At 71.2% G+C, this 17656-nt stretch carries 13 protein-coding genes and 1 tRNA gene; 11 read left to right on the top strand and 3 right to left on the bottom strand.

The features are described from left to right. The first annotated feature begins 346 nt into the window (after positions 1–346). The 7 genes from ACIQFU_RS20370 (at position 347) to ACIQFU_RS20400 (ending at position 7648) form a co-directional block, all read left to right on the top strand. Positions 347–1648 (top strand): ABC transporter substrate-binding protein, encoded by a 1302-nt coding sequence (locus ACIQFU_RS20370; RefSeq protein WP_402553227.1) that lies wholly within the window; start codon positions 347–349, stop codon positions 1646–1648. Beyond that, entirely contained in the window at positions 1648–2646 is a 999-nt protein-coding gene (locus tag ACIQFU_RS20375; protein ID WP_402553229.1) for a carbohydrate ABC transporter permease, read from the top strand. Before ACIQFU_RS20370 ends, ACIQFU_RS20375 begins: the two co-directional genes overlap by 1 nt. After that, positions 2643–3554, top strand: a complete 912-nt coding sequence (locus ACIQFU_RS20380) for a carbohydrate ABC transporter permease (protein WP_402553230.1) — start codon at positions 2643–2645, stop codon at positions 3552–3554. Before ACIQFU_RS20375 ends, ACIQFU_RS20380 begins: the two co-directional genes overlap by 4 nt. A gap of 12 nt (positions 3555–3566) precedes the next feature. After that, positions 3567–4166, top strand: coding sequence for a hypothetical protein (locus tag ACIQFU_RS20385; protein ID WP_402553232.1), 600 nt, complete (start codon positions 3567–3569; stop codon positions 4164–4166). 134 nt (positions 4167–4300) lie between these two features. Beyond that, positions 4301–7039 carry a Tat pathway signal sequence domain protein gene (locus ACIQFU_RS20390; protein ID WP_402553234.1) on the top strand — a complete coding sequence of 913 codons (2739 nt, stop codon included), beginning with the start codon at positions 4301–4303 and terminating at the stop codon, positions 7037–7039. 39 nt (positions 7040–7078) lie between these two features. Then, entirely contained in the window at positions 7079–7537 is a 459-nt protein-coding gene (locus ACIQFU_RS20395; protein WP_402553235.1) for an SRPBCC family protein, read from the top strand. Between the two features lie 39 nt (positions 7538–7576). After that, a tRNA-Val gene (locus ACIQFU_RS20400) sits at positions 7577–7648 on the top strand. Positions 7649–7787: 139 nt separating this feature from the next. Here the strand turns inward: ACIQFU_RS20400 and ACIQFU_RS20405 are convergent. Beyond that, positions 7788–8513, bottom strand: a complete 726-nt coding sequence (locus tag ACIQFU_RS20405) for a 3'-5' exonuclease (protein WP_402553237.1) — start codon at positions 8511–8513, stop codon at positions 7788–7790. 171 nt (positions 8514–8684) lie between these two features. Between ACIQFU_RS20405 and ACIQFU_RS20410 the strand changes: the two genes are divergently transcribed. The 4 genes from ACIQFU_RS20410 to ACIQFU_RS20425 all read left to right on the top strand — a co-directional run bounded on the left by ACIQFU_RS20410 (position 8685) and on the right by ACIQFU_RS20425 (position 13297). Next, on the top strand, positions 8685–9308 hold the full coding sequence (locus ACIQFU_RS20410; RefSeq protein ID WP_402553238.1) for a DUF4365 domain-containing protein: 624 nt from the start codon (positions 8685–8687) through the stop codon (positions 9306–9308). Beyond that, positions 9305–10579: a hypothetical protein gene (locus tag ACIQFU_RS20415; protein ID WP_402553240.1), complete on the top strand. Its 1275-nt coding sequence runs from the start codon at positions 9305–9307 to the stop codon at positions 10577–10579. The genes ACIQFU_RS20410 and ACIQFU_RS20415 overlap by 4 nt, the downstream gene beginning before the upstream one ends. A 92-nt stretch (positions 10580–10671) precedes the next feature. After that, positions 10672–12648 (top strand): threonine--tRNA ligase, encoded by a 1977-nt coding sequence (gene thrS / locus ACIQFU_RS20420; RefSeq protein ID WP_402553241.1) that lies wholly within the window; start codon positions 10672–10674, stop codon positions 12646–12648. A gap of 88 nt (positions 12649–12736) precedes the next feature. Next, positions 12737–13297 (top strand): HIT family protein, encoded by a 561-nt coding sequence (locus ACIQFU_RS20425; RefSeq protein WP_402553243.1) that lies wholly within the window; start codon positions 12737–12739, stop codon positions 13295–13297. A gap of 72 nt (positions 13298–13369) precedes the next feature. Here the strand turns inward: ACIQFU_RS20425 and ACIQFU_RS20430 are convergent, their stop codons facing one another. Next, positions 13370–15025 (bottom strand): hypothetical protein, encoded by a 1656-nt coding sequence (locus tag ACIQFU_RS20430; RefSeq protein ID WP_402553245.1) that lies wholly within the window; start codon positions 15023–15025, stop codon positions 13370–13372. Between the two features lie 241 nt (positions 15026–15266). Next, positions 15267–17465, bottom strand: a complete 2199-nt coding sequence (locus tag ACIQFU_RS20435) for an elongation factor G-like protein EF-G2 (RefSeq protein WP_402553247.1) — start codon at positions 17463–17465, stop codon at positions 15267–15269. Positions 17466–17656 lie beyond the last annotated feature (191 nt).

The raw sequence follows: 17656 nt of genomic DNA on the forward strand, positions 1-17656 counted from the left end.
GTGAGCGGGGCCGCCTTCGTGTGTGCGTCCGGGCCGCCGCCCCGGGCGGCGCGCGCCGGGCTCCCGGGCGTTCCGCCTGCGTGCGCCGTCACCCAACCGTGACCTTCCGCGCCGCCCGCCCCGGAGGGTCCTCTGGCGTTCGGCCCGTCGGTCACGCCGCGCCGACCTGGCCGTTCTTCCAGCTGCCGGCCGGGGTCCCGGGAGCCGGCGCCGTCGCCGCCGTGGGGTGCGGCCCGTGAATTCCTGTCCGAATCATTGACGCGTCCGTGGGCCCTCCGTACCTTGTGCCAGCAAGCGCTTACTTGAAACGATTCATGAGCGAGAGTGTTGTCGCGGGGAGGCTCGTATGCAGCAGGGCGGAATTGGGGAACGGAAGGCCGGGAGGCGGACGGTCCTCAAGGCGGCGGGGGCCTCGCTGGCCGTAGCGGGGCTGGGGGCCACGGCCACCGCGTGCGGCGGGGGCAGCGGCTCGGGGGACGGAACGGTGACGATCCGTTACTCCTGGTGGGGTGCCGAGGACCGGGCGGAACGCATCAACAAGACCATCGCGCTCTTCGAGAAGAAGTATCCGAAGATCAAGGTCAAGACCGACTTCCAGCCGTACACCGACTTCTGGAAGAAGTTCAACACCCAGGCCTCCGGAGGGAATCCGCCGGACGTCTTCCAGAATGCCATCGGATTTCTGCGCAAATACGACGCCAAGAATGTCCTGCTCGATCTGAGCGGGCAGGTCGAGGCGGGAAACCTCTCCATGGACGGATTCCGCGCGGGACTGGAGAAGTTCGGCGAGATCGACGGCAAACTCCTCGGTGTGCCCGTCGGTTCCAACTCCATGGCCCTGGTCATCGACAAGCCCGTCTACACCCGGGCCGGTGTCAAGCCCGAACAGGGCTGGACGTGGGACGACTTCGACGAGGCGATGACGAAGGTCCGCGACAGGACGGGCCGGGCCGGGGACAGCGGCATGTACGGCGTCATGTACCTCTACGACCTGTACCTGCGTCAGAACGGCAAGGCCTTCTTCACGAAGGACGGACTCGGCTTCACCGAGGCGGACCTGACCACCTGGTGGACCAAGGCGGAGAAGGGCGTGAAGTCCGGCCTGTTCGCCGACGCCAAGAAGGTCGCCCAGATCAAGCCCAAGTCGGCGCTCTCCGCGGAACTCGCCGGCAGCGAGTTCACCTGGGACAACTTCACGGTCCGCTACACCTCCGAGGGCAAGAGCGAGTACGGCCTCGCGCCGATCCCCACCACGGACGGCAAGCGGACCGGCCAGTACCTCGGCTCCCTGATGCTCAGCGCCTACAAGCGGACCCAGCACCCCAAGGAGGTCGCCCAGTTCATCGACTTCATGGTCCACGACCCCGAGGTCGCCAAGATCATGGGCTACGACCGGGGCGTCCCCACCACGCAGGCCCAGTACGACGCGTACAAGCCGACCGACCCGGTCAACCAGGCCATCGCCGCCTACGAGGAGTCCCTCGTCGCGGCCGGTGTCCTGGAGCAGATCACCCCGCACCCGAACGGCGCCGACATCTGCGAGGCCGCCTTCCTGCGCATCGCCGAGGAGATGGCGCTCGGTTCGCGGTCCGTCGAGGAGGCCGTCAAGCAGTTCTTCACCGAGTCGAAGACGGCTCTCGCCGGCTGATGGGAAGCGCCGTGACACACGCCCCCGCGACGGAGGGCCCGACGGTCTCCGAGCCGCGGCACGGTCCGGCGAAGCCGCCGCGCCCCACCGGGCCGAAGCGGCAGGGCCGCCGGGAGAACCTCGCCGGGTACCTCTTCATGTCCCCCTGGATCGCCGGATTCCTGCTGCTGACGGCGGGACCGATGGTCGCCTCGCTCTACTTCGCGTTCACCGACTACAACCTGTTCGACGCGCCCCGGTGGATCGGCCTGGACAACTTCTCCGAGATGTTCGGCGACCCACGCTGGCGTCACTCGGTCCGCATCACCCTGTGGTACGTCGTGGTCGGTACGCCGATCAAGCTGATCGCGGCGCTCGGCGTCGCGCTGCTGCTGGCCCAGAAGCGGCGCGGACAGGCCTTCTACCGGGCCGCGTTCTACGCGCCGTCGCTGATCGGCGCGAGCGTGTCCGTCGCCATCGTGTGGAAGGCGATCTTCTCGGACGACGCGGTCGTCGACCGTACGCAGCAGTTCTTCGGCATCGACGCCGGCGGCTGGACCGGCGACCCGGAACTGATCATCTACAGCCTCGTGGCGCTGACCGTCTGGCAGTTCGGCGCCCCGATGGTCATCTTCCTGGCCGGTCTGAAGCAGGTCCCCCGCGAGCTGTACGAGGCGGCCGACGTGGACGGCGCGGGAAAGCTGCGGCAGTTCTGGAACATCACCCTGCCGACGATCTCCCCGGTCCTCTTCTTCAACGTCCTGCTGGAGACCATCCACTCCTTCCAGATCTTCAGCTCGGCCTACATCGTCGGCGGCGGCGCCGGGGGCAACGCCTGCGGTCCCGCGGACGGCACGATGGTCTACACCTGCTACCTGTACGTCCAGGGCTTCGAGAACAGCCGCATGGGCCTGGCCTCCGCCATGGCGTGGATGCTGCTGGTCGCGGTCGCCCTGGTCACCGCGGTGCTGTTCTGGTCCCAGAAGCGCTGGGTGCACTACGAGGAGGGCGGCCGATGAGCGCGCAGGCCACCGACGTCACACCGGCCGCCGATGCCCCACCGCCCCGGTCCACCAGGGCGGCCGTGCTCCGGCGCGCTCTGCCCGGGTCGCTCGCCTGGCACCTCGGCTCGCTCGCGATCCTCGCCGTGATCCTCTACCCGGTGCTCTGGGTGATCGGGGGCTCCTTCAAGGAGAGCGGCGACATCGTCGGCAGCCTGGACCTCTTCCCGGGCGACCCGATCACGGACAACTACGCCAGCCTCGCCGACGGCATCGCGGACATCTCCATCTCCACCTTCTTCGTCAACTCGCTCTTCCTCGCCGTCGGTTCCGTGATCGGCATCGTGGTGTCCTGCTCGCTGACCGCGTACGCCTTCGCGAAGATCAGGTTCACCGGCCGCAACCTGCTGTTCACGCTGATGATCGGCACGCTGCTGCTGCCCTACCACGTGCTGCTGATCCCGCAGTACGTGCTCTTCCGCAACCTGGACATGATCAACACGTACACCCCGCTCCTGCTGGGGAAGTACCTGGCCACCGAGGCGTTCTTCGTCTTCCTGATGGTGCAGTTCATGCGCAACCTGCCCCGGGAACTGGACGAGGCGGCCCGCCTCGACGGCTGCGGGCACCTGCGGATCTACTGGTCGATCGTGCTTCCGCTGTGCCGGCCGGCGCTGATCACCAGCGCGATCTTCACCTTCATCAACTCCTGGAACGACTTCATGGGCCCGCTGATCTACCTCAACGAGCCCGGCAAGTACACGATCTCCCTCGGTCTGAAGATGTTCGTGGACCAGGAGGGCCTGGCGAACTACGGCGGCATGATCGCCATGTCGCTCGTCGCCCTGCTGCCGGTCCTCGCCTTCTTCCTGGCCTTCCAGCGCTATCTGATCGACGGCATGGCGACGTCCGGCCTGAAGGGCTGAGGTGGGATTCCGATGACCGAAGCGCGTGCCGAAACCCGTACGGGGCCGGGGGAGTCCCGGTTCGCCCAGGGTTTCGCCCTGTTCGCCGAGTGCCTGCTCACCGGCGTGTGGATCGCGGTGGCGGCGCTGCCGCTCGTCACCTACCCCGCCGCCTTCGCGGCCGGCGCGCGGCATCTCCGGCGCCGGCCGGCCCACGAGAGCGGTGGTCTGCGGGAGTTCGCCGCGGACTTCCTGGCGGCGGCGCGTCACGGCTGGCTGGTCGGGCTCGCCGGGTGGGTCGCCCTGGCGGTCGTCTGGATCGACGTACGGGCCGTGCGGGACGGCCTGCCCGGCGGACCGCTGGTCGGCGCCGTCGGCGTCCTCGCCCTCATCGGCGCGGCCGTCGCGGGCCTGCGCGCGGCGGCGGACTGGCACCCCGGCGCCTCCTGGCGGGTACTTCTCGCGCGGGCGGGCCGGCGCACGGTGCTCGACCCCGCCGGTTCCTTCCTCCTCGTCGGCGGACTGGCCGTCGTGGTCTGCTCGGCCTGGTTCAGCGCACCGCTGGCCGTCGCCGTCCTGGGCGCCGTCGCCGCGGCGGCCGTCGCGGTGGAGGAGCGCTTCCGGCGCCGCTGACCCGACGCCCGCGCCCCGGCGGCCCCGGACCGGGGGGACCGCCCCCCCCGCGCACCGAGGCCGGTGTCCCGACGCCGCGGCCTCCTCTGTCATGCCCTTGACACCCCTGCACGCCCGCACGGAAAGGAAAGGCCATGTCCCCCATCCCCCGCAGGTCCCTCCTCAAGGCGGCCGCCGTCGCCGGCGCCGCCGCCCAGTTCAGCTGGGCGCTGGGCACGAAGAACGCGCAGGCCGCGCCCACCGCCGCACCGGTCGCCGACGACGCTCCCGTCACCCTCACCTGGCTGGAGGACGGCGGTCTGGGCGCCGCCCCCGGCTCCACCGTCGGCGTCCCCTGGCCCCGGGGCACCTTCCGGGAGGACCAGTCGTTCGCCGTCACGGACGAGGACGGCAGGGCCGTGCCCGTGCAGTCCTGGCCGCTCGCGTACTGGCCCGACGGCTCCCTCAAGTGGACCGCGCACGCGGTCGGTTCGGGCAACGGCAAGCTCACCCTGGACGCCGGCGACCCCGCCGCCCCCGACAAGAAGGTCACCGTCGACCGGCGCGGCGGCACCATCGCCATATCGACCGGCGTCATCACCGCGAGAATCGGCAAGTCGGGGTCCGCGCTCATCACATCCGTCACCCGCGGCTCCACCGAGATCGCCAGGAACGGCCGCCTCGTCCTGCTGCGCCAGCCCGAGATCGAGGACGGCGACCAGGGCACGGTGAAGTACGAGCGCTTCGACGGCGCGATCGACGAGGTGAAGGTCGAGCAGGAGGGCCCGGTCCGCGCCGTCGTCCGCATCGACGGCAGGCACCGCAAGGGCCACCGCGGCCTGCTCCCCTTCTCCGTCCGCCTCTACTTCTACGCCGGCGCCGACTCCTTCCGCATGGTGCACACCGTCACCTTCGACGGGAAGCAGGAGCCCGGAAAGGCGAGCGGCGACTTCGTCCGCGGCCTCGGCGTCCGCTTCACCGTCCCGATGCGCGACGCCTCCTACGACCGCCACGTCCGCATCGGCGGCGAGGGCACCGGCCTGCTCAGCGAGGCCGTCAAGGGCATCACCGGACTGCGCCGCGACCCGGGAGCCGCCGTCCAGGCGGCCCAGTTCGCCGGGGAGAAGCTGCCCGACCCCGCCACCTGGGACCAACGGGTCACCACCCGCCTCCAGTACATCCCGGAATGGGGCGACTACACCCTCTCCCAGCTGTCCGCCGACGGCTTCGCCCTGCGCAAGCGCACCAAGAAGGGGCACGGCTGGATCGGCGCCGGCGGCGGGCGTCGCGCCTCCGGCTTCGGCTACGTCGGCGGCGCCGGCGGCGGCCTCTCCTTCGGCCTGCGCGACTTCTGGGAGAAGTACCCCGCCCAACTCGACATCCGCGACGCCGCGACCGACGCGGCCGAGGTCACCCTCTGGCTCTGGTCGCCCGAGGCCCAGCCCATGGACCTGCGCTTCTACCACGACGGCATGGGCCAGGAAACCTTCCCCGAACAGCTCGAAGGCCTCAACATCACCTACGAGGACTACGAACCCGGCTTCGGCACCCCCTACGGCATCGCCCGCACCTCGGAACTCCTCTTCTGGGCCAACGCCGCCACCCCGAGCGCCGGCGAACTCGCCGAACAGGTCGAGGCCGTACGCGTCCTGCCGCAACTGGCCGCACCGCCGAAGCAACTCGTCAAGGCCGGCGTCTTCGGCCCCGGCCTCTACTCCGAGCCCGACCGCTCCACACCGGCCAGGGCGAAGATCGAGGACCACCTCGACTTCCTCTTCACCTACTACAAGGACCAGGTGGAGCAACGCCGTTGGTACGGCTTCTGGGACTACGGCGACATCATGCACAGCTACGACGCCGCCCGGCACACCTGGCGCTACGACATCGGGGGCTACGCCTGGGACAACTCCGAGCTCTCCCCGGACCTGTGGCTCTGGTACGCCTACCTGCGCTCCGGCCGCGCCGACATCTTCCGCTTCGCCGAGGCCATGACCCGGCACACCGGCGAGGTCGACGTCTACCACCTGGGCGAATGGGCCGGCCTCGGCACCCGGCACGGCGTCCAGCACTACGCCGACAGCGCCAAGCAGCAGCGCATCGCCAACACCACCTACCGGCGCTTCTACTACTTCCTCACCGCCGACGAACGCGTCGGCGACCTCATGCGCGCGGGCGTCGACTCCGACGAGACCTTCCTCGCCCTCGACCCGCTCCGCAAGATCCGCACCGAGCCGTACACCCCCGACCGCAACGCCCTGTCGATCGGCTTCGGCACCGACTGGAGCGGCCTGGTCTCGGCGTGGCTCACCGAGTGGGAACGCAAGGGCCCGAAGTGGGAGAAGGCCCGCGACCGCGTCCTGTCCACCATGGAGACCATCGCCGCCCAGCCCAACGGCTTCGTCCAGGGCAGCGGCCTGTACGACCTGGACACCGGAAAGTTCGCCGTCGCCGACGCCCCCGAGGTCGACGTCTCCCACCTGTCCGCCGTCTTCGGCCTGAACGAACTGTGCGCCGAACTGATCGACCTCGTCGACATGCCGAAGTTCGAAGAGGCGTACTACGACTACTGCCGCTACTTCAACGCGAGCAAGACGGAACAGGCGGAACGCTACGGATCCGACTTCGGCAGCCTCATCCTCTTCCAGGGCCACTCGCGGCTCGACGCCTACGCGGCCGTACGGACCGGCGACGACAGGCTCGCCACGCGCGCGTGGCAGAAGTTCTACGACTCCGACGGCTACCGGGAGTCGGCACCCTGGAAGACGGAGAAGCTGAGCGGCCCCGCCGCCCTGGTCCCCGGCAGCGAGGCCAGCTGGGTGTCCACCAACGACACCGCCCTCTACGGCCTCGCCGCCATCGAGAACCTCGCACTCCTGGGGGACAGGATGCCCTAGCCGGCCCCCGGCGGACGCGCGCGCGGGCACACTGCACGGGTGGACTGGAACCATTACCGCTTCCGCAGCCTGTGGCCGCTGCCCGCACCCGCCCCGGACGTCTACCGCGCCTTGGAACGGATCGAGGACTACCCCCGCTGGTGGCACCAGGTCCGCGAGGTCACCCGGCTCGACGACACCAGCGGCGTCCTCCGGGTGCGCTCCCTCCTCCCGTACGACCTGACGACGGTCGTGCGGGAGGGGCGCCGGGACCCCGCCGCGGGGGTGCTGGAGGTCGTGATGAGCGGCGACATGGAGGGCTGGGCGCGCTGGACGGTCGCACCGCGCGGCTCCGGCACCGTGGCCCGCTACGACCAGGAGGTCGTCGTCGGCAAGCCGCTGCTGCGCCGCCTGGCCGTGCCGGGACGCCCCCTGTTCCGGGCCAACCACCGGCTCATGATGCGGGCCGGGCGGCGGGGCCTCGCCGCCCACCTGGCAGGCGGTCGGCAAGCGGTTTGATGGAAACGCGGAGCGCCCTGTATTGTTCAGTCCGTTCCCGGGCGATTAGCTCAGTGGGAGAGCGCTTCGTTCACACCGAAGAGGTCACTGGTTCGAACCCAGTATCGCCCACGCTCGTGACAGCGACGTGAGTCCGCGGAAACCGCGGACCACGTCGCTTCGTCGTTTCTGCGCGGCCTCGCCGCGCGCAGGGGGGGGCTCCGCCACCCGCACCCCCGCCCCGGTGTTCGCGCGGGCCGGGGACGAAGGGTCACGCCGCCGCCGGCAACTCCGGGCGCAGCGGCCAGGCCGGGTCCACCGACTCCTCGGTGCCGTTGAGCGCGAACCACGCCTGCAGCCCCCGCGCCTGACCCGCGTGCCACACCGCCTGCAGGGTGTGCAGCTCGGCGGGGGAGAGGCGCTCGAGCCGCGCCTGGAAGCGGCGCCCCACCGCCCGGACGACCTCCAGCGCGGCCTGGGCGTCGGCCGCCGCGTCGTGCGCGCCCTCCAGCTCCACGCAGTAGTGCGCGCACAGGTCGGTGAGGGTGCGGCGGCCCTTGCGAGAGCGGTCCAGCTGCTTGTCCAGCACCCTCGGGTCCAGCACGTGCAGTGACGTCCGCTCCAGCCAGCGGCCGAGGGGGGAGGCACGGTGCCGGCGCAACTCCCGGTCCAGCAGGGTGAGATCGAACGGCGCGTTCATCACCACGAGCGGTCGCCCGGCGCGGGCCTGTTCGGCCAGCGCCTCGGCTATCTCGTACATCACCGGCGCCGGCCACCGGCCGTGGCGCTCCACGTGCTCCTGGGTCAGCCCGTGCACCGCCGTCGCCGCCTCGGGCACCGGCACGCCCGGGTTCACCAGCCACCGGGTCACCCGCGGCCGCAGCCCCGGCGCGTCCTGGACGACGAGGGCCGCCGACACGATCCGGTCGGTCTCGGTGTCCACACCCGTGGTCTCCGTGTCGAAGGCGGCCAGCGGCCCCTCGAACCAGCTCGTCATAGGGCACTCAACTCCTCGTCCGAGCGCGGCAGCTGACGCGCCGTGTCTTGTCCCGGTTCGGTGATACCCGGGCTGTTTGCGACGTACGCCGCAGGGACACAACAGGAGTACGGGTCTTTGCAGTTCACAGACCCGCAGCGGGGATTCACCAGTTCTGGAAGGCTGTTGGTCATGGCCATTGCGCAGCCCGAACGGGGCGGGCTGCTTCCGGAGCGCACCGCGCCCGCACGCGGCTCTCTCGCCACCACCGCCTGCATGGAGACCTTGCAGGTCGGCTACCTCCACGCGGTCGCCGCCGCGGCGGGCTGCTCGCTCTCCCAGCCCTTCCCGGACAACGGCATCGACTGGCATGTCAGCCACAGCGCCCCCGGACACACGGTCGACGACGAGGTCACCATCAAGGTGCAGCTCAAGGCGACGTACCAGCTCCCGCCGCATCCGCCCGCCCGTCTCCCGCCACCACCCCCGACGGAGAGGGCCGCGCCCCCGCCCCACCTGACGGGGCGCTTCTTCTCCTTCACCCTGGACAACGACCACCTGGCGAAACTCGCCCGCACCCCCGTGTCGGTGCACAAGATCCTGGTCGTGATGATCGTCCCCCGGTCCCGGGACCAGTGGCTGCGCGCGGACCACGACCGGCTCGACCTCAGGCACTGCTGCTACTGGACCAACCTCGCCGGACACCCGGTGACCGGACGGCGGCGCACCACCGTGCGGATACCGACCGCGCGGATCTTCGACGACCGGGCGCTGTGCGAGATCATGACGCGGGTCGGGACGGGAGGGAAACCATGAGGCACCGCCCGGCCGGCGAACCCCGGCCGTCAGTCGGACCCCTTCGGCCGGTACCGCCGCACCCGGCGGACGCCCTCGACGACACCCTGCGGGACGACCGCCCGCCCGAGTCCGGCACCGTCGACCCGGCCGTGCTGACCGCCCTGCTCCACCGGCACGGTTGGCACCGCCGCGGCGGCGCCCCGGGCCGATACGGCCGCTGGACCCCGCCCGGCCCGGCCGCCGGCGCCACCAGCCTCCTGGTGCCCGTCAGCCGTGCCTTCCCCGACAGCGACGACCTGCTCGCCGATGCGCTGCTCGCCCTGTCCCGCAGCGGCACACCCGCCGCCCGCGAGATCCTCCTCTCCCTCGCCGTCCCCAGCGACGAGATCCGCTGGGAACGCGACACACCGGCAGGCCCCGGCGGCACCGCCTCCTGGGCCGCGGAGGAACAGCTGCGGTCCGCCGCCCGCCGGACGCTGCTCGCCGGAGCACTCGCCACGCGCGCGCGTGCGGGCTACTACGGCGCCCGGCACCGGCGCGCCGCCGCCGCGGCCCTGGAGAACGTGCTGGTGGGTCCCGCCCCCGGCGGCCGTCTGCTCACGGCGTTCCTGCCGGTCACCGACGTCCGCCCCCTCGCCGTACGCCTCCACCAGGCCCTGTACGCCGCCCGCGAGGCCGTCGACTACCGGCGGGCCACCGGCGGCATGGAGGCCTTCGACTCGGCCGTCGCCGCCGGCGTCAGCCACGAGCTGACCGAAGCGCTCGTCGCCCTGGTCCGGGGCAGCGAGGGGGCCAGGATCGCCGTCCGGTGGGCGCCGGCCGCCGGCGTGCCCGAGGGCTGCGGCGCGCCCGCCGAACCCGTCGAGTTCACCCCCGGCGACCTGCCCGCCCTGCGCGAGGCCGCCGCCCGATACCTGCGCGCGGAACCCTCCGTCCCGGTGCGGATCACCGGCACCGTCGTCCGCATGCGCCGGCCCGGACCGCGCGGCACCGGCACCGTACGGCTGCGGGTGCTGGCCGGAGCAGAGGTGCCGCACGTACGCGTCGCGCTGGACGAGGAGGCGTACCGGATCGCCGGGCACGCCCACCTCGTCGGGCTGCCGGTACGGGTGCTCGGGCGGCTGGAGAGCCGGGGCGGATTCCGCCGCCTCACCGGCGCCTGCGAGATCACGCCCGTACAGGTCGACGACGCGGAGCGGGACCGGCTGCTCAAGGCCGTCCAGGAGCATGTGGAGGTCGCGGCCTTCCTCGAGGAGTCCTGCGGCGACGCAGGGGAGTGCCGGGACTGATTTCGCGGTGGGCGGGCCCGGGTCGGTACGATCGCCCTCATGCGTGCGCTCCGGTATGGCGCCGCGGCCCCACCTTCAGTCAGGAGAGACCGGTGTCAGACGTCCGTGTGATCATCCAGCGGGATTCCGAGCGGGAAGAACGCGTGGTGACGACGGGCACTACGGCCGCGGAGCTCTTCGCCGGCCGGCGCTCGATCATCGCGGCGCGCGTGGCCGGCGAGCTCAAGGACCTCGCGTACGAGGTCGAGGACGGCGAGACCGTCGAGGGCGTCGAGATCTCCTCCGAGGACGGTCTGAACATCCTGCGCCACTCCACCGCGCACGTCATGGCCCAGGCCGTGCAGGAGCTGTTCCCCGAGGCCAAGCTGGGCATCGGCCCGCCCGTCAAGGACGGCTTCTACTACGACTTCGACGTCGAGAAGCCCTTCCACCCCGATGACCTCAAGGCCATCGAGAAGAAGATGCAGGAGATCCAGAAGCGAGGGCAGAAGTTCTCCCGCCGCGTGGTCACCGACGACGAGGCCCGCACGGAGCTCGCCGACGAGCCGTACAAGCTGGAGCTGATCGGCCTCAAGGGATCCGCCTCGCACGACGACGGCGCGGACGTCGAGGTAGGCGCCGGCGAGCTGACGATCTACGACAACCTGGACGCCAAGACCGGCGAGCTGTGCTGGAAGGACCTCTGCCGGGGCCCCCACCTGCCCACCACCCGCAGCATCCCGGCGTTCAAGCTCATGCGCAACGCCGCCGCCTACTGGCGCGGCAGCGAGAAGAACCCGATGCTCCAGCGCATCTACGGCACCGCCTGGCCCACCAAGGACGAGCTGAAGGCGCACCTGGAGTTCCTCGCCGAGGCCGAGAAGCGCGACCACCGCAAGCTCGGCAGCGAGCTGGACCTCTTCTCCATTCCGGAGCAGATCGGCTCCGGCCTCGCCGTCTTCCACCCCAAGGGCGGCATCGTCCGCCGGGTCATGGAGGACTACTCGCGGCGCCGCCACGAGGAGGAGGGCTACGAGTTCGTCTACACCCCGCACGCGACCAAGGGGAAGCTCTTCGAGACCTCGGGCCACCTGGACTGGTACGCCGACGGCATGTACCCGCCCATGCAGCTCGACGAGGGCGTGGACTACTACCTCAAGCCCATGAACTGCCCGATGCACAACCTGATCTTCGACGCGCGCGGCCGCTCCTACCGTGAGCTGCCCCTGCGCCTGTTCGAGTTCGGCACCGTGTACCGGTACGAGAAGTCGGGCGTCGTGCACGGCCTGACCCGGGCCCGCGGCTTCACCCAGGACGACGCGCACATCTACTGCACCCGGGAGCAGATGTCTCAGGAGCTGGACAAGACCCTCACCTTCGTCCTCAACCTCCTGCGCGACTACGGCCTGAACGACTTCTACCTGGAGCTCTCCACCAAGGACCCGGAGAAGTTCGTCGGCTCCGACGAGGCCTGGGAAGAGGCCACCGAGACGCTGCGCCAGGTCGCCGAGAAGCAGAACCTGGAGCTCGTGGCCGACCCGGGCGGCGCCGCCTTCTACGGCCCGAAGATCTCCGTCCAGGCCAAGGACGCCATCGGCCGCACCTGGCAGATGTCGACCATCCAGCTCGACTTCAACCTGCCGGAGCGCTTCAACCTGGAGTACACGGCCGCGGACGGCACCAAGACCCGCCCGGTCATGATCCACCGCGCGCTGTTCGGCTCCATCGAGCGGTTCTTCGCGGTGCTCCTGGAGCACTACGCGGGCGCGTTCCCGGCGTGGCTCGCGCCGGTGCAGGCGGTGGGCATCCCGATCGGCGACGCACACGTCGAGTACCTGGAGAAGTTCGCCGCGGCCGCCAAGAGGCAGGGACTGCGCGTCGAGGTCGACTCCTCCTCCGACCGCATGCAGAAGAAGATCCGCAACGCCCAGAAGCAGAAGGTGCCCTTCATGGTCATCGCGGGCGACGAGGACATGGCGAACGGCGCGGTCTCCTTCCGCTACCGCGACGGCTCCCAGGAGAACGGCATCCCCGTCGACGAGGCCATCGCGAAGATCGCCAAGGTCGTCGAGGAGCGGGTGCAGGTCTGATCGCCGGGTTCGACGGCGTGTGACGGGCCCCCGGGGAGATCCCGGGGGCCTTTCCCGGTCGCCGTGGGCGACGCCATATGCTGCACGCATGACGAGTGAGCCGGAGCAGCAGCTGGGAGTGGGGACGCAGGACGCGTTCCAGCGTCTGTGGACGCCCCACCGGATGGCGTACATCCAGGGCGAGAACAAGCCGAGCGGCCCGGGCGCCGACGACGGCTGCCCCTTCTGCTCGATCCCGGCCAAGTCCGACGAGGACGGGCTGATCGTCCGGCGCGGTGAGCACGTGTACGCCGTGCTCAACCTGTACCCGTACAACGGCGGGCACCTGATGACCGTGCCCTACCGCCACGTCGCCGACTACACCGAGCTGAACACCGTGGAGACCGCGGAGCTGGCCGAGCTGACCAAGCAGGCGATGACGGCGCTGCGCGCCGCGTCCGGCGCCCACGGCTTCAACATCGGCATGAACCAGGGCGCGGTGGCGGGCGCGGGCATCGCCGCCCATCTCCACCAGCACGTCGTGCCCCGCTGGGGCGGCGACACGAACTTCATGCCCGTGGTCGGCCACACGAAGGTGCTGCCGCAGCTGCTGGGGGACACCCGCAAGATGCTGGCGGACGCCTGGCCCTCCAGCCCGTCCGGCGTCTGAGGACGAGGCCGTCCAGGCCTGAGCGGGGTCCGGGGGCGCCCACCTGAGCACCCTCGGCCAACCGCCGGAGGCCTACGCGTCGTAGACGTCTGCCTTCTTCGGTGCCGCCTCCTGCACCGCGCCGCTCAGGCCGCCCGCGCGCGCACCGAACTTCTCGGTGTCCACGCCGTTCTCCTTCAGCACCTTGATCGCCGCCGAGTGCACCGCCCGCAGGACCGGCGTGGCCGCCCGCAGTGCGTCGTCGGCCATGAAGCGGTGCCGCCACGGCCGGTCCGCCCAGGCGTGCCGCACGCCGAAGGGCTCGGGCAGGGTGAGCTTGCCGCCCAGCCAGTACAGCAGCGGGGGGTACCAGGTCAGCGGCGCCCGCGCGGCCAGCCGTACCACCTCGTCGGTGTCGACCAGCGGGAGCTTCACCGTGCGGGTCTCCCAGAACTTGACGGACTTCTGGACCGTCTTCTCCTTGGCCGCGGGCTTGCTCGTGAACAGGCCGTGCACCGGGCCCAGGGCGTGTCCGGTGACCTCGATGCGCAGCGTCTCGTGCAGCACCGTCACCGTGATCAGCATGGAGATGACCAACTGGCCGTCCCACAGGGTCCACTGCACGCCCAGGTAGTGCCGGTCGCCCGCGCCGAACTGCTGCTTGTCGCAGATCTCCTGTATGGCGTGCTGCTTGACCTGGTACGCCTCGACGTCCGTGCCCTCGGGCCGGGACACCGCGCCGGCGTCCTCCGCGATCGGCGTCACGATCCAGTGCCGGACCGTCGGCTTGGGGAAGCCGCCGGTGTGCAGCGGACCGCGCTCCAGCATGCGCAGCCGGTCGTGGATGGCCTTGACCACGTCCCAGCTGCGGAACGGGTTGATCTCCCGGTCCGGATCGACGGGGACCAGCTCCTCGGCGAGCTGCCAGTTGCCCCAGCGGGTGCCCATGCCCAGGATGCCCTTGGGCCCGGCGTAGAAGACGGAGTTGGACTGCTGCTCGGCGCTGAGCCGGGCCAGTGACTGCCGCAGCTCCTCGGCAGCCGTCTCGCCGGGGCTGCTCGGCACCGCCTCGGGCACCTTGGCGCCCACGCCCGCGCCGGACAGGAGGCCGCTCCAGCGCTCCCGGAGGTCCCGTGCGGTGCGCTCGCAGATCCGCTTGGCCCAGAACCAGCCGACCACCGGGGCGACGACGCAGGCGCGCGCATACCAGGCCCAGAAGCCGCTGAAGGGCATCTTGAGCAGGAAGAGCACGGCGAGGACCCCCATCGCCAGCAGCAACGCGGTGGCGAGCGCGCCGGCCCGCTTGTCCTCGCGCCGGCCGACGGTGAGGCGGATCTGGAAGACCAGGAGCCAGACCAGCAGTCCGGGCAGGAACAGCAGGCCGCACAGCACCATGACGGCGCTCAGCCAGTTGTCCCGGTCCCTGCGGATACGGTGCGCCGCGAGGCTGTGCTCCACGACCACCTGCGGCTGGGTGCCGAAGGACTGGATGAGCGGGGCCCGCTTGGGGCCCAGCATCCGGTCGATGATCGCCCGGGAGTACGCCTCGCCCAGGTTGGGCCGGAACAGCTTGATCCGGGGCTTGCTCACGGCCGACTTGTGCCACTCGCTGTTGGCCTTGAGTATCTCGTCGGCCTCGCTGTCCCGGTAGGCGGCCGAGGCCAGCGCGAAGGTGGCCGTCTGGCCGCCGTCGTCCGTGCGCGGCACCTGCGGTCCGAAGAAGTCCGCGTAACCGCCGTCAACGGTCATTCCCGCCCCCGATCGCCACCACTGTCGCTCCTGCGGCCTTCCCGACTTCCCTGCCCCGCACACCTGTTGATCTGGTCATCAGCGTATCCGCCGGCACCGTCGCGCGTCACGGGACCGCCAAAGGCGCTCCCACGCACGCGGGTTGACCGCCGGGCGCGCCGTCGCACGCCGGGGCGGGCGCCTCCGGCACGGGGGAGCGGGCCCCGGTACGGCGGACCACACCCCGGAGCTCCGGGTTCCGCTAGGACGCCACCCGTACCTCCTCGCGCAGCCGGTCCGCGACCTGCGCCGGCATCGGTTCGTGCCGGGCGTAGCGGCGGTCGAAGCGGGCGGTGCCGTGCGCGAGGGAGCGCAGGTCCACGGCGTAGCGCCCGATCTCGATCTCGGGCACCTCGGCCCTGATCAGGGTCCGTCCGTCACTGGTCTGCTCGGTGCCCAGCACCTTGCCGCGCCGCCCGGAAAGGTCGTTCATCACCGCGCCCACGTAGTCGTCGCCGACCAGCACGCCCACCTCGGCCACCGGCTCCAGGAGATGGATCCTCGCCTCGGCCGCGGCCTCCCTGAGCGCCAGCGCGCCCGCCGTCTGGAAGGCGGCGTCGGAGGAGTCCACCGAGTGCGCCTTGCCGTCGAGCAGCGTGATCCGCACGTCGATCAGCGGATGGCCCGCGGCGACGCCCTTGGCGGCCTGCGCCCGCACGCCCTTCTCGACGGACGGGATGAACTGCCGGGGCACCGCGCCGCCGACGACCTTGTCGACGAACTCGATGCCCGAACCGCCCGGCAGCGGTTCCACCTCGATCTCGCAGATGGCGTACTGCCCGTGCCCGCCGGACTGCTTCACGTGCCGCCCCCGCCCGGCCGCCCGGCCGCCGAACGTCTCGCGCAGGGAGACCCGGTGGGGCACGACGTCGACCTGGACGCCGTAGCGGCTGCGCAGCCGCTCCAGGGCCACGTCGGCGTGGGCCTCGCCCAGGCACCACAGGACCACCTGGTGGGTGTCCTGGTTGTGCTCCAGGCGCATCGTCGGGTCCTCGGCGACCAGCCGGGCGAGCCCCTGGGAGAGCTTGTCCTCGTCGGGTTTGCTGTGCGCCTCGATGGCCAGCGGCAGCAGCGGGTCGGGCATCTCCCAGGGGGCCATCAGCAGCGGGTCGTCCTTGGCGGAGAGCGTGTCCCCGGTCTCCGCGCGGGTCAGCTTGGCCACGCAGGCGAGGTCGCCCGCGATCACGTGCGAGACCGGCCGCTGCTGCTTGCCGAACGGCGTCGACAGGGCGCCGATCCGCTCGTCGACGTCGTGGTCCTCGTGTCCGCGGTCGGTCATCCCGTGCCCGGACACGTGCACCGTCTGGTCGGCGCGCAGGGTGCCGGAGAAGACCCGGACCATGGAGATCCGGCCGACGTACGGATCGGAGGACGTCTTGACGACCTCCGCGACCAGCGACTCCTCCGGGTCGCACAGCCGCAGCTCGCGCCCGGCGCCCTCGGGAGTGGTGACCCGGGGCGCCGAGCGCTCCAGGGGCGTCGGGAAGCCACGCGTGATCAGTTCCAGGAGCTCGACCGTGCCCAGGCCCTGCCGGGCGCCGTCGGCGGCCGGCGCGGCGGCCAGCACCGGGAAGAACACCCCGCGTGCGACGGCCCGTTCCAGGTCCTCGACGAGCGTCTTGACGTCGACCTGCTCGCCGCCGAGATAGCGCTCCATGAGGGTCTCGTCCTCGCTCTCCGAGATGATCCCCTCGATCAGCAGCGAGCGGGCCTCGTCGAGCTGCGGCAGCTCCGCCTCGCCGGGCTCCGACGCCACGCGCTCGCCGGACGCGTAGTCGAACAGCTTGCGCGACAGCAGACCCACGAGCCCCGTCACGGGCGCGTGCCCGTCGGGCGCGGGCGGGCCGTGCAGCGGCAGGTACAGCGGCAGCACGGCGTCGGGGTCGTCGCCGCCGAAGGCCTCCGCACAGATCCGCGTCATCTCCTCGAAGTCGGCGCGGGCGGCCTCCAGGTGCGTGATCACGATGGCGCGCGGCATGCCGACGGCGGCGCACTCCTCCCAGACCATGCGGGTCGCGCCGTCCACGCCGTCGGAGGCCGAGACGACGAAGAGGGCCGCGTCCGCCGCACGCAGACCGGCCCTCAGTTCACCGACGAAGTCGGCGTACCCGGGAGTGTCCAAGAGGTTGATCTTGATGCCGTCCCATTCGACCGGCACCAGGGAGAGCTGTACGGAGCGCTGCTGGCGGTGCTCCATGTCGTCGTAGTCCGAGACGCAGCCGCCGTCCTCCACGCGGCCCGCCCGGTTCACCGCTCCCGTCGTCAGCGCGAGAGCTTCCACCAATGTCGTCTTGCCCGATCCGGAGTGGCCGACCAGCACCACGTTCCGTACGGAGGTGGGGTGGTCGGCCGCCGTCGCCCTTCCGGCGGCTCCGGGATGGGTGTGTGCCTTGTCGCCCATGTCCTTGCCTCCCGTGCACGGTGAGGTCACTGTGGGCGCGGACACGCGGGACCGCGTGCACTGGCGGCTCCGGCGACGCCCGCGGTCCTTCGAGCTTTCCACTCCCGTCACGCCGCGTCCATACGAAGGACCCGATCCCGCCGCCCACCGGCCGCCCGGCGACGGCTCAGGGTGCCCGGCCACCGCCCACG

Source organism: Streptomyces sp. NPDC093065, assembly GCF_044754585.1.
Lineage (GTDB): Bacteria > Actinomycetota > Actinomycetes > Streptomycetales > Streptomycetaceae > Streptomyces.

Excerpts from the sequence above, each read along its gene's own strand:
- ACIQFU_RS20370 (WP_402553227.1), top strand. The coding sequence starts at position 347 with ATGCAGCAGGGCGGAATTGGGGAACGGAAGGCCGGGAGGCGGACGGTC.
- ACIQFU_RS20375 (WP_402553229.1), top strand. The coding sequence starts at position 1,648 with ATGGGAAGCGCCGTGACACACGCCCCCGCGACGGAGGGCCCGACGGTC.
- ACIQFU_RS20380 (WP_402553230.1), top strand. The coding sequence starts at position 2,643 with ATGAGCGCGCAGGCCACCGACGTCACACCGGCCGCCGATGCCCCACCG.
- ACIQFU_RS20385 (WP_402553232.1), top strand. The coding sequence starts at position 3,567 with ATGACCGAAGCGCGTGCCGAAACCCGTACGGGGCCGGGGGAGTCCCGG.
- ACIQFU_RS20390 (WP_402553234.1), top strand. The coding sequence starts at position 4,301 with ATGTCCCCCATCCCCCGCAGGTCCCTCCTCAAGGCGGCCGCCGTCGCC.
- ACIQFU_RS20405 (WP_402553237.1), bottom strand. The coding sequence starts at position 8,513 with ATGACGAGCTGGTTCGAGGGGCCGCTGGCCGCCTTCGACACGGAGACC.
- ACIQFU_RS20410 (WP_402553238.1), top strand. The coding sequence starts at position 8,685 with ATGGCCATTGCGCAGCCCGAACGGGGCGGGCTGCTTCCGGAGCGCACC.
- ACIQFU_RS20415 (WP_402553240.1), top strand. The coding sequence starts at position 9,305 with ATGAGGCACCGCCCGGCCGGCGAACCCCGGCCGTCAGTCGGACCCCTT.
- ACIQFU_RS20425 (WP_402553243.1), top strand. The coding sequence starts at position 12,737 with ATGACGAGTGAGCCGGAGCAGCAGCTGGGAGTGGGGACGCAGGACGCG.
- ACIQFU_RS20430 (WP_402553245.1), bottom strand. The coding sequence starts at position 15,025 with ATGACCGTTGACGGCGGTTACGCGGACTTCTTCGGACCGCAGGTGCCG.
- ACIQFU_RS20435 (WP_402553247.1), bottom strand. The coding sequence starts at position 17,465 with ATGGGCGACAAGGCACACACCCATCCCGGAGCCGCCGGAAGGGCGACG.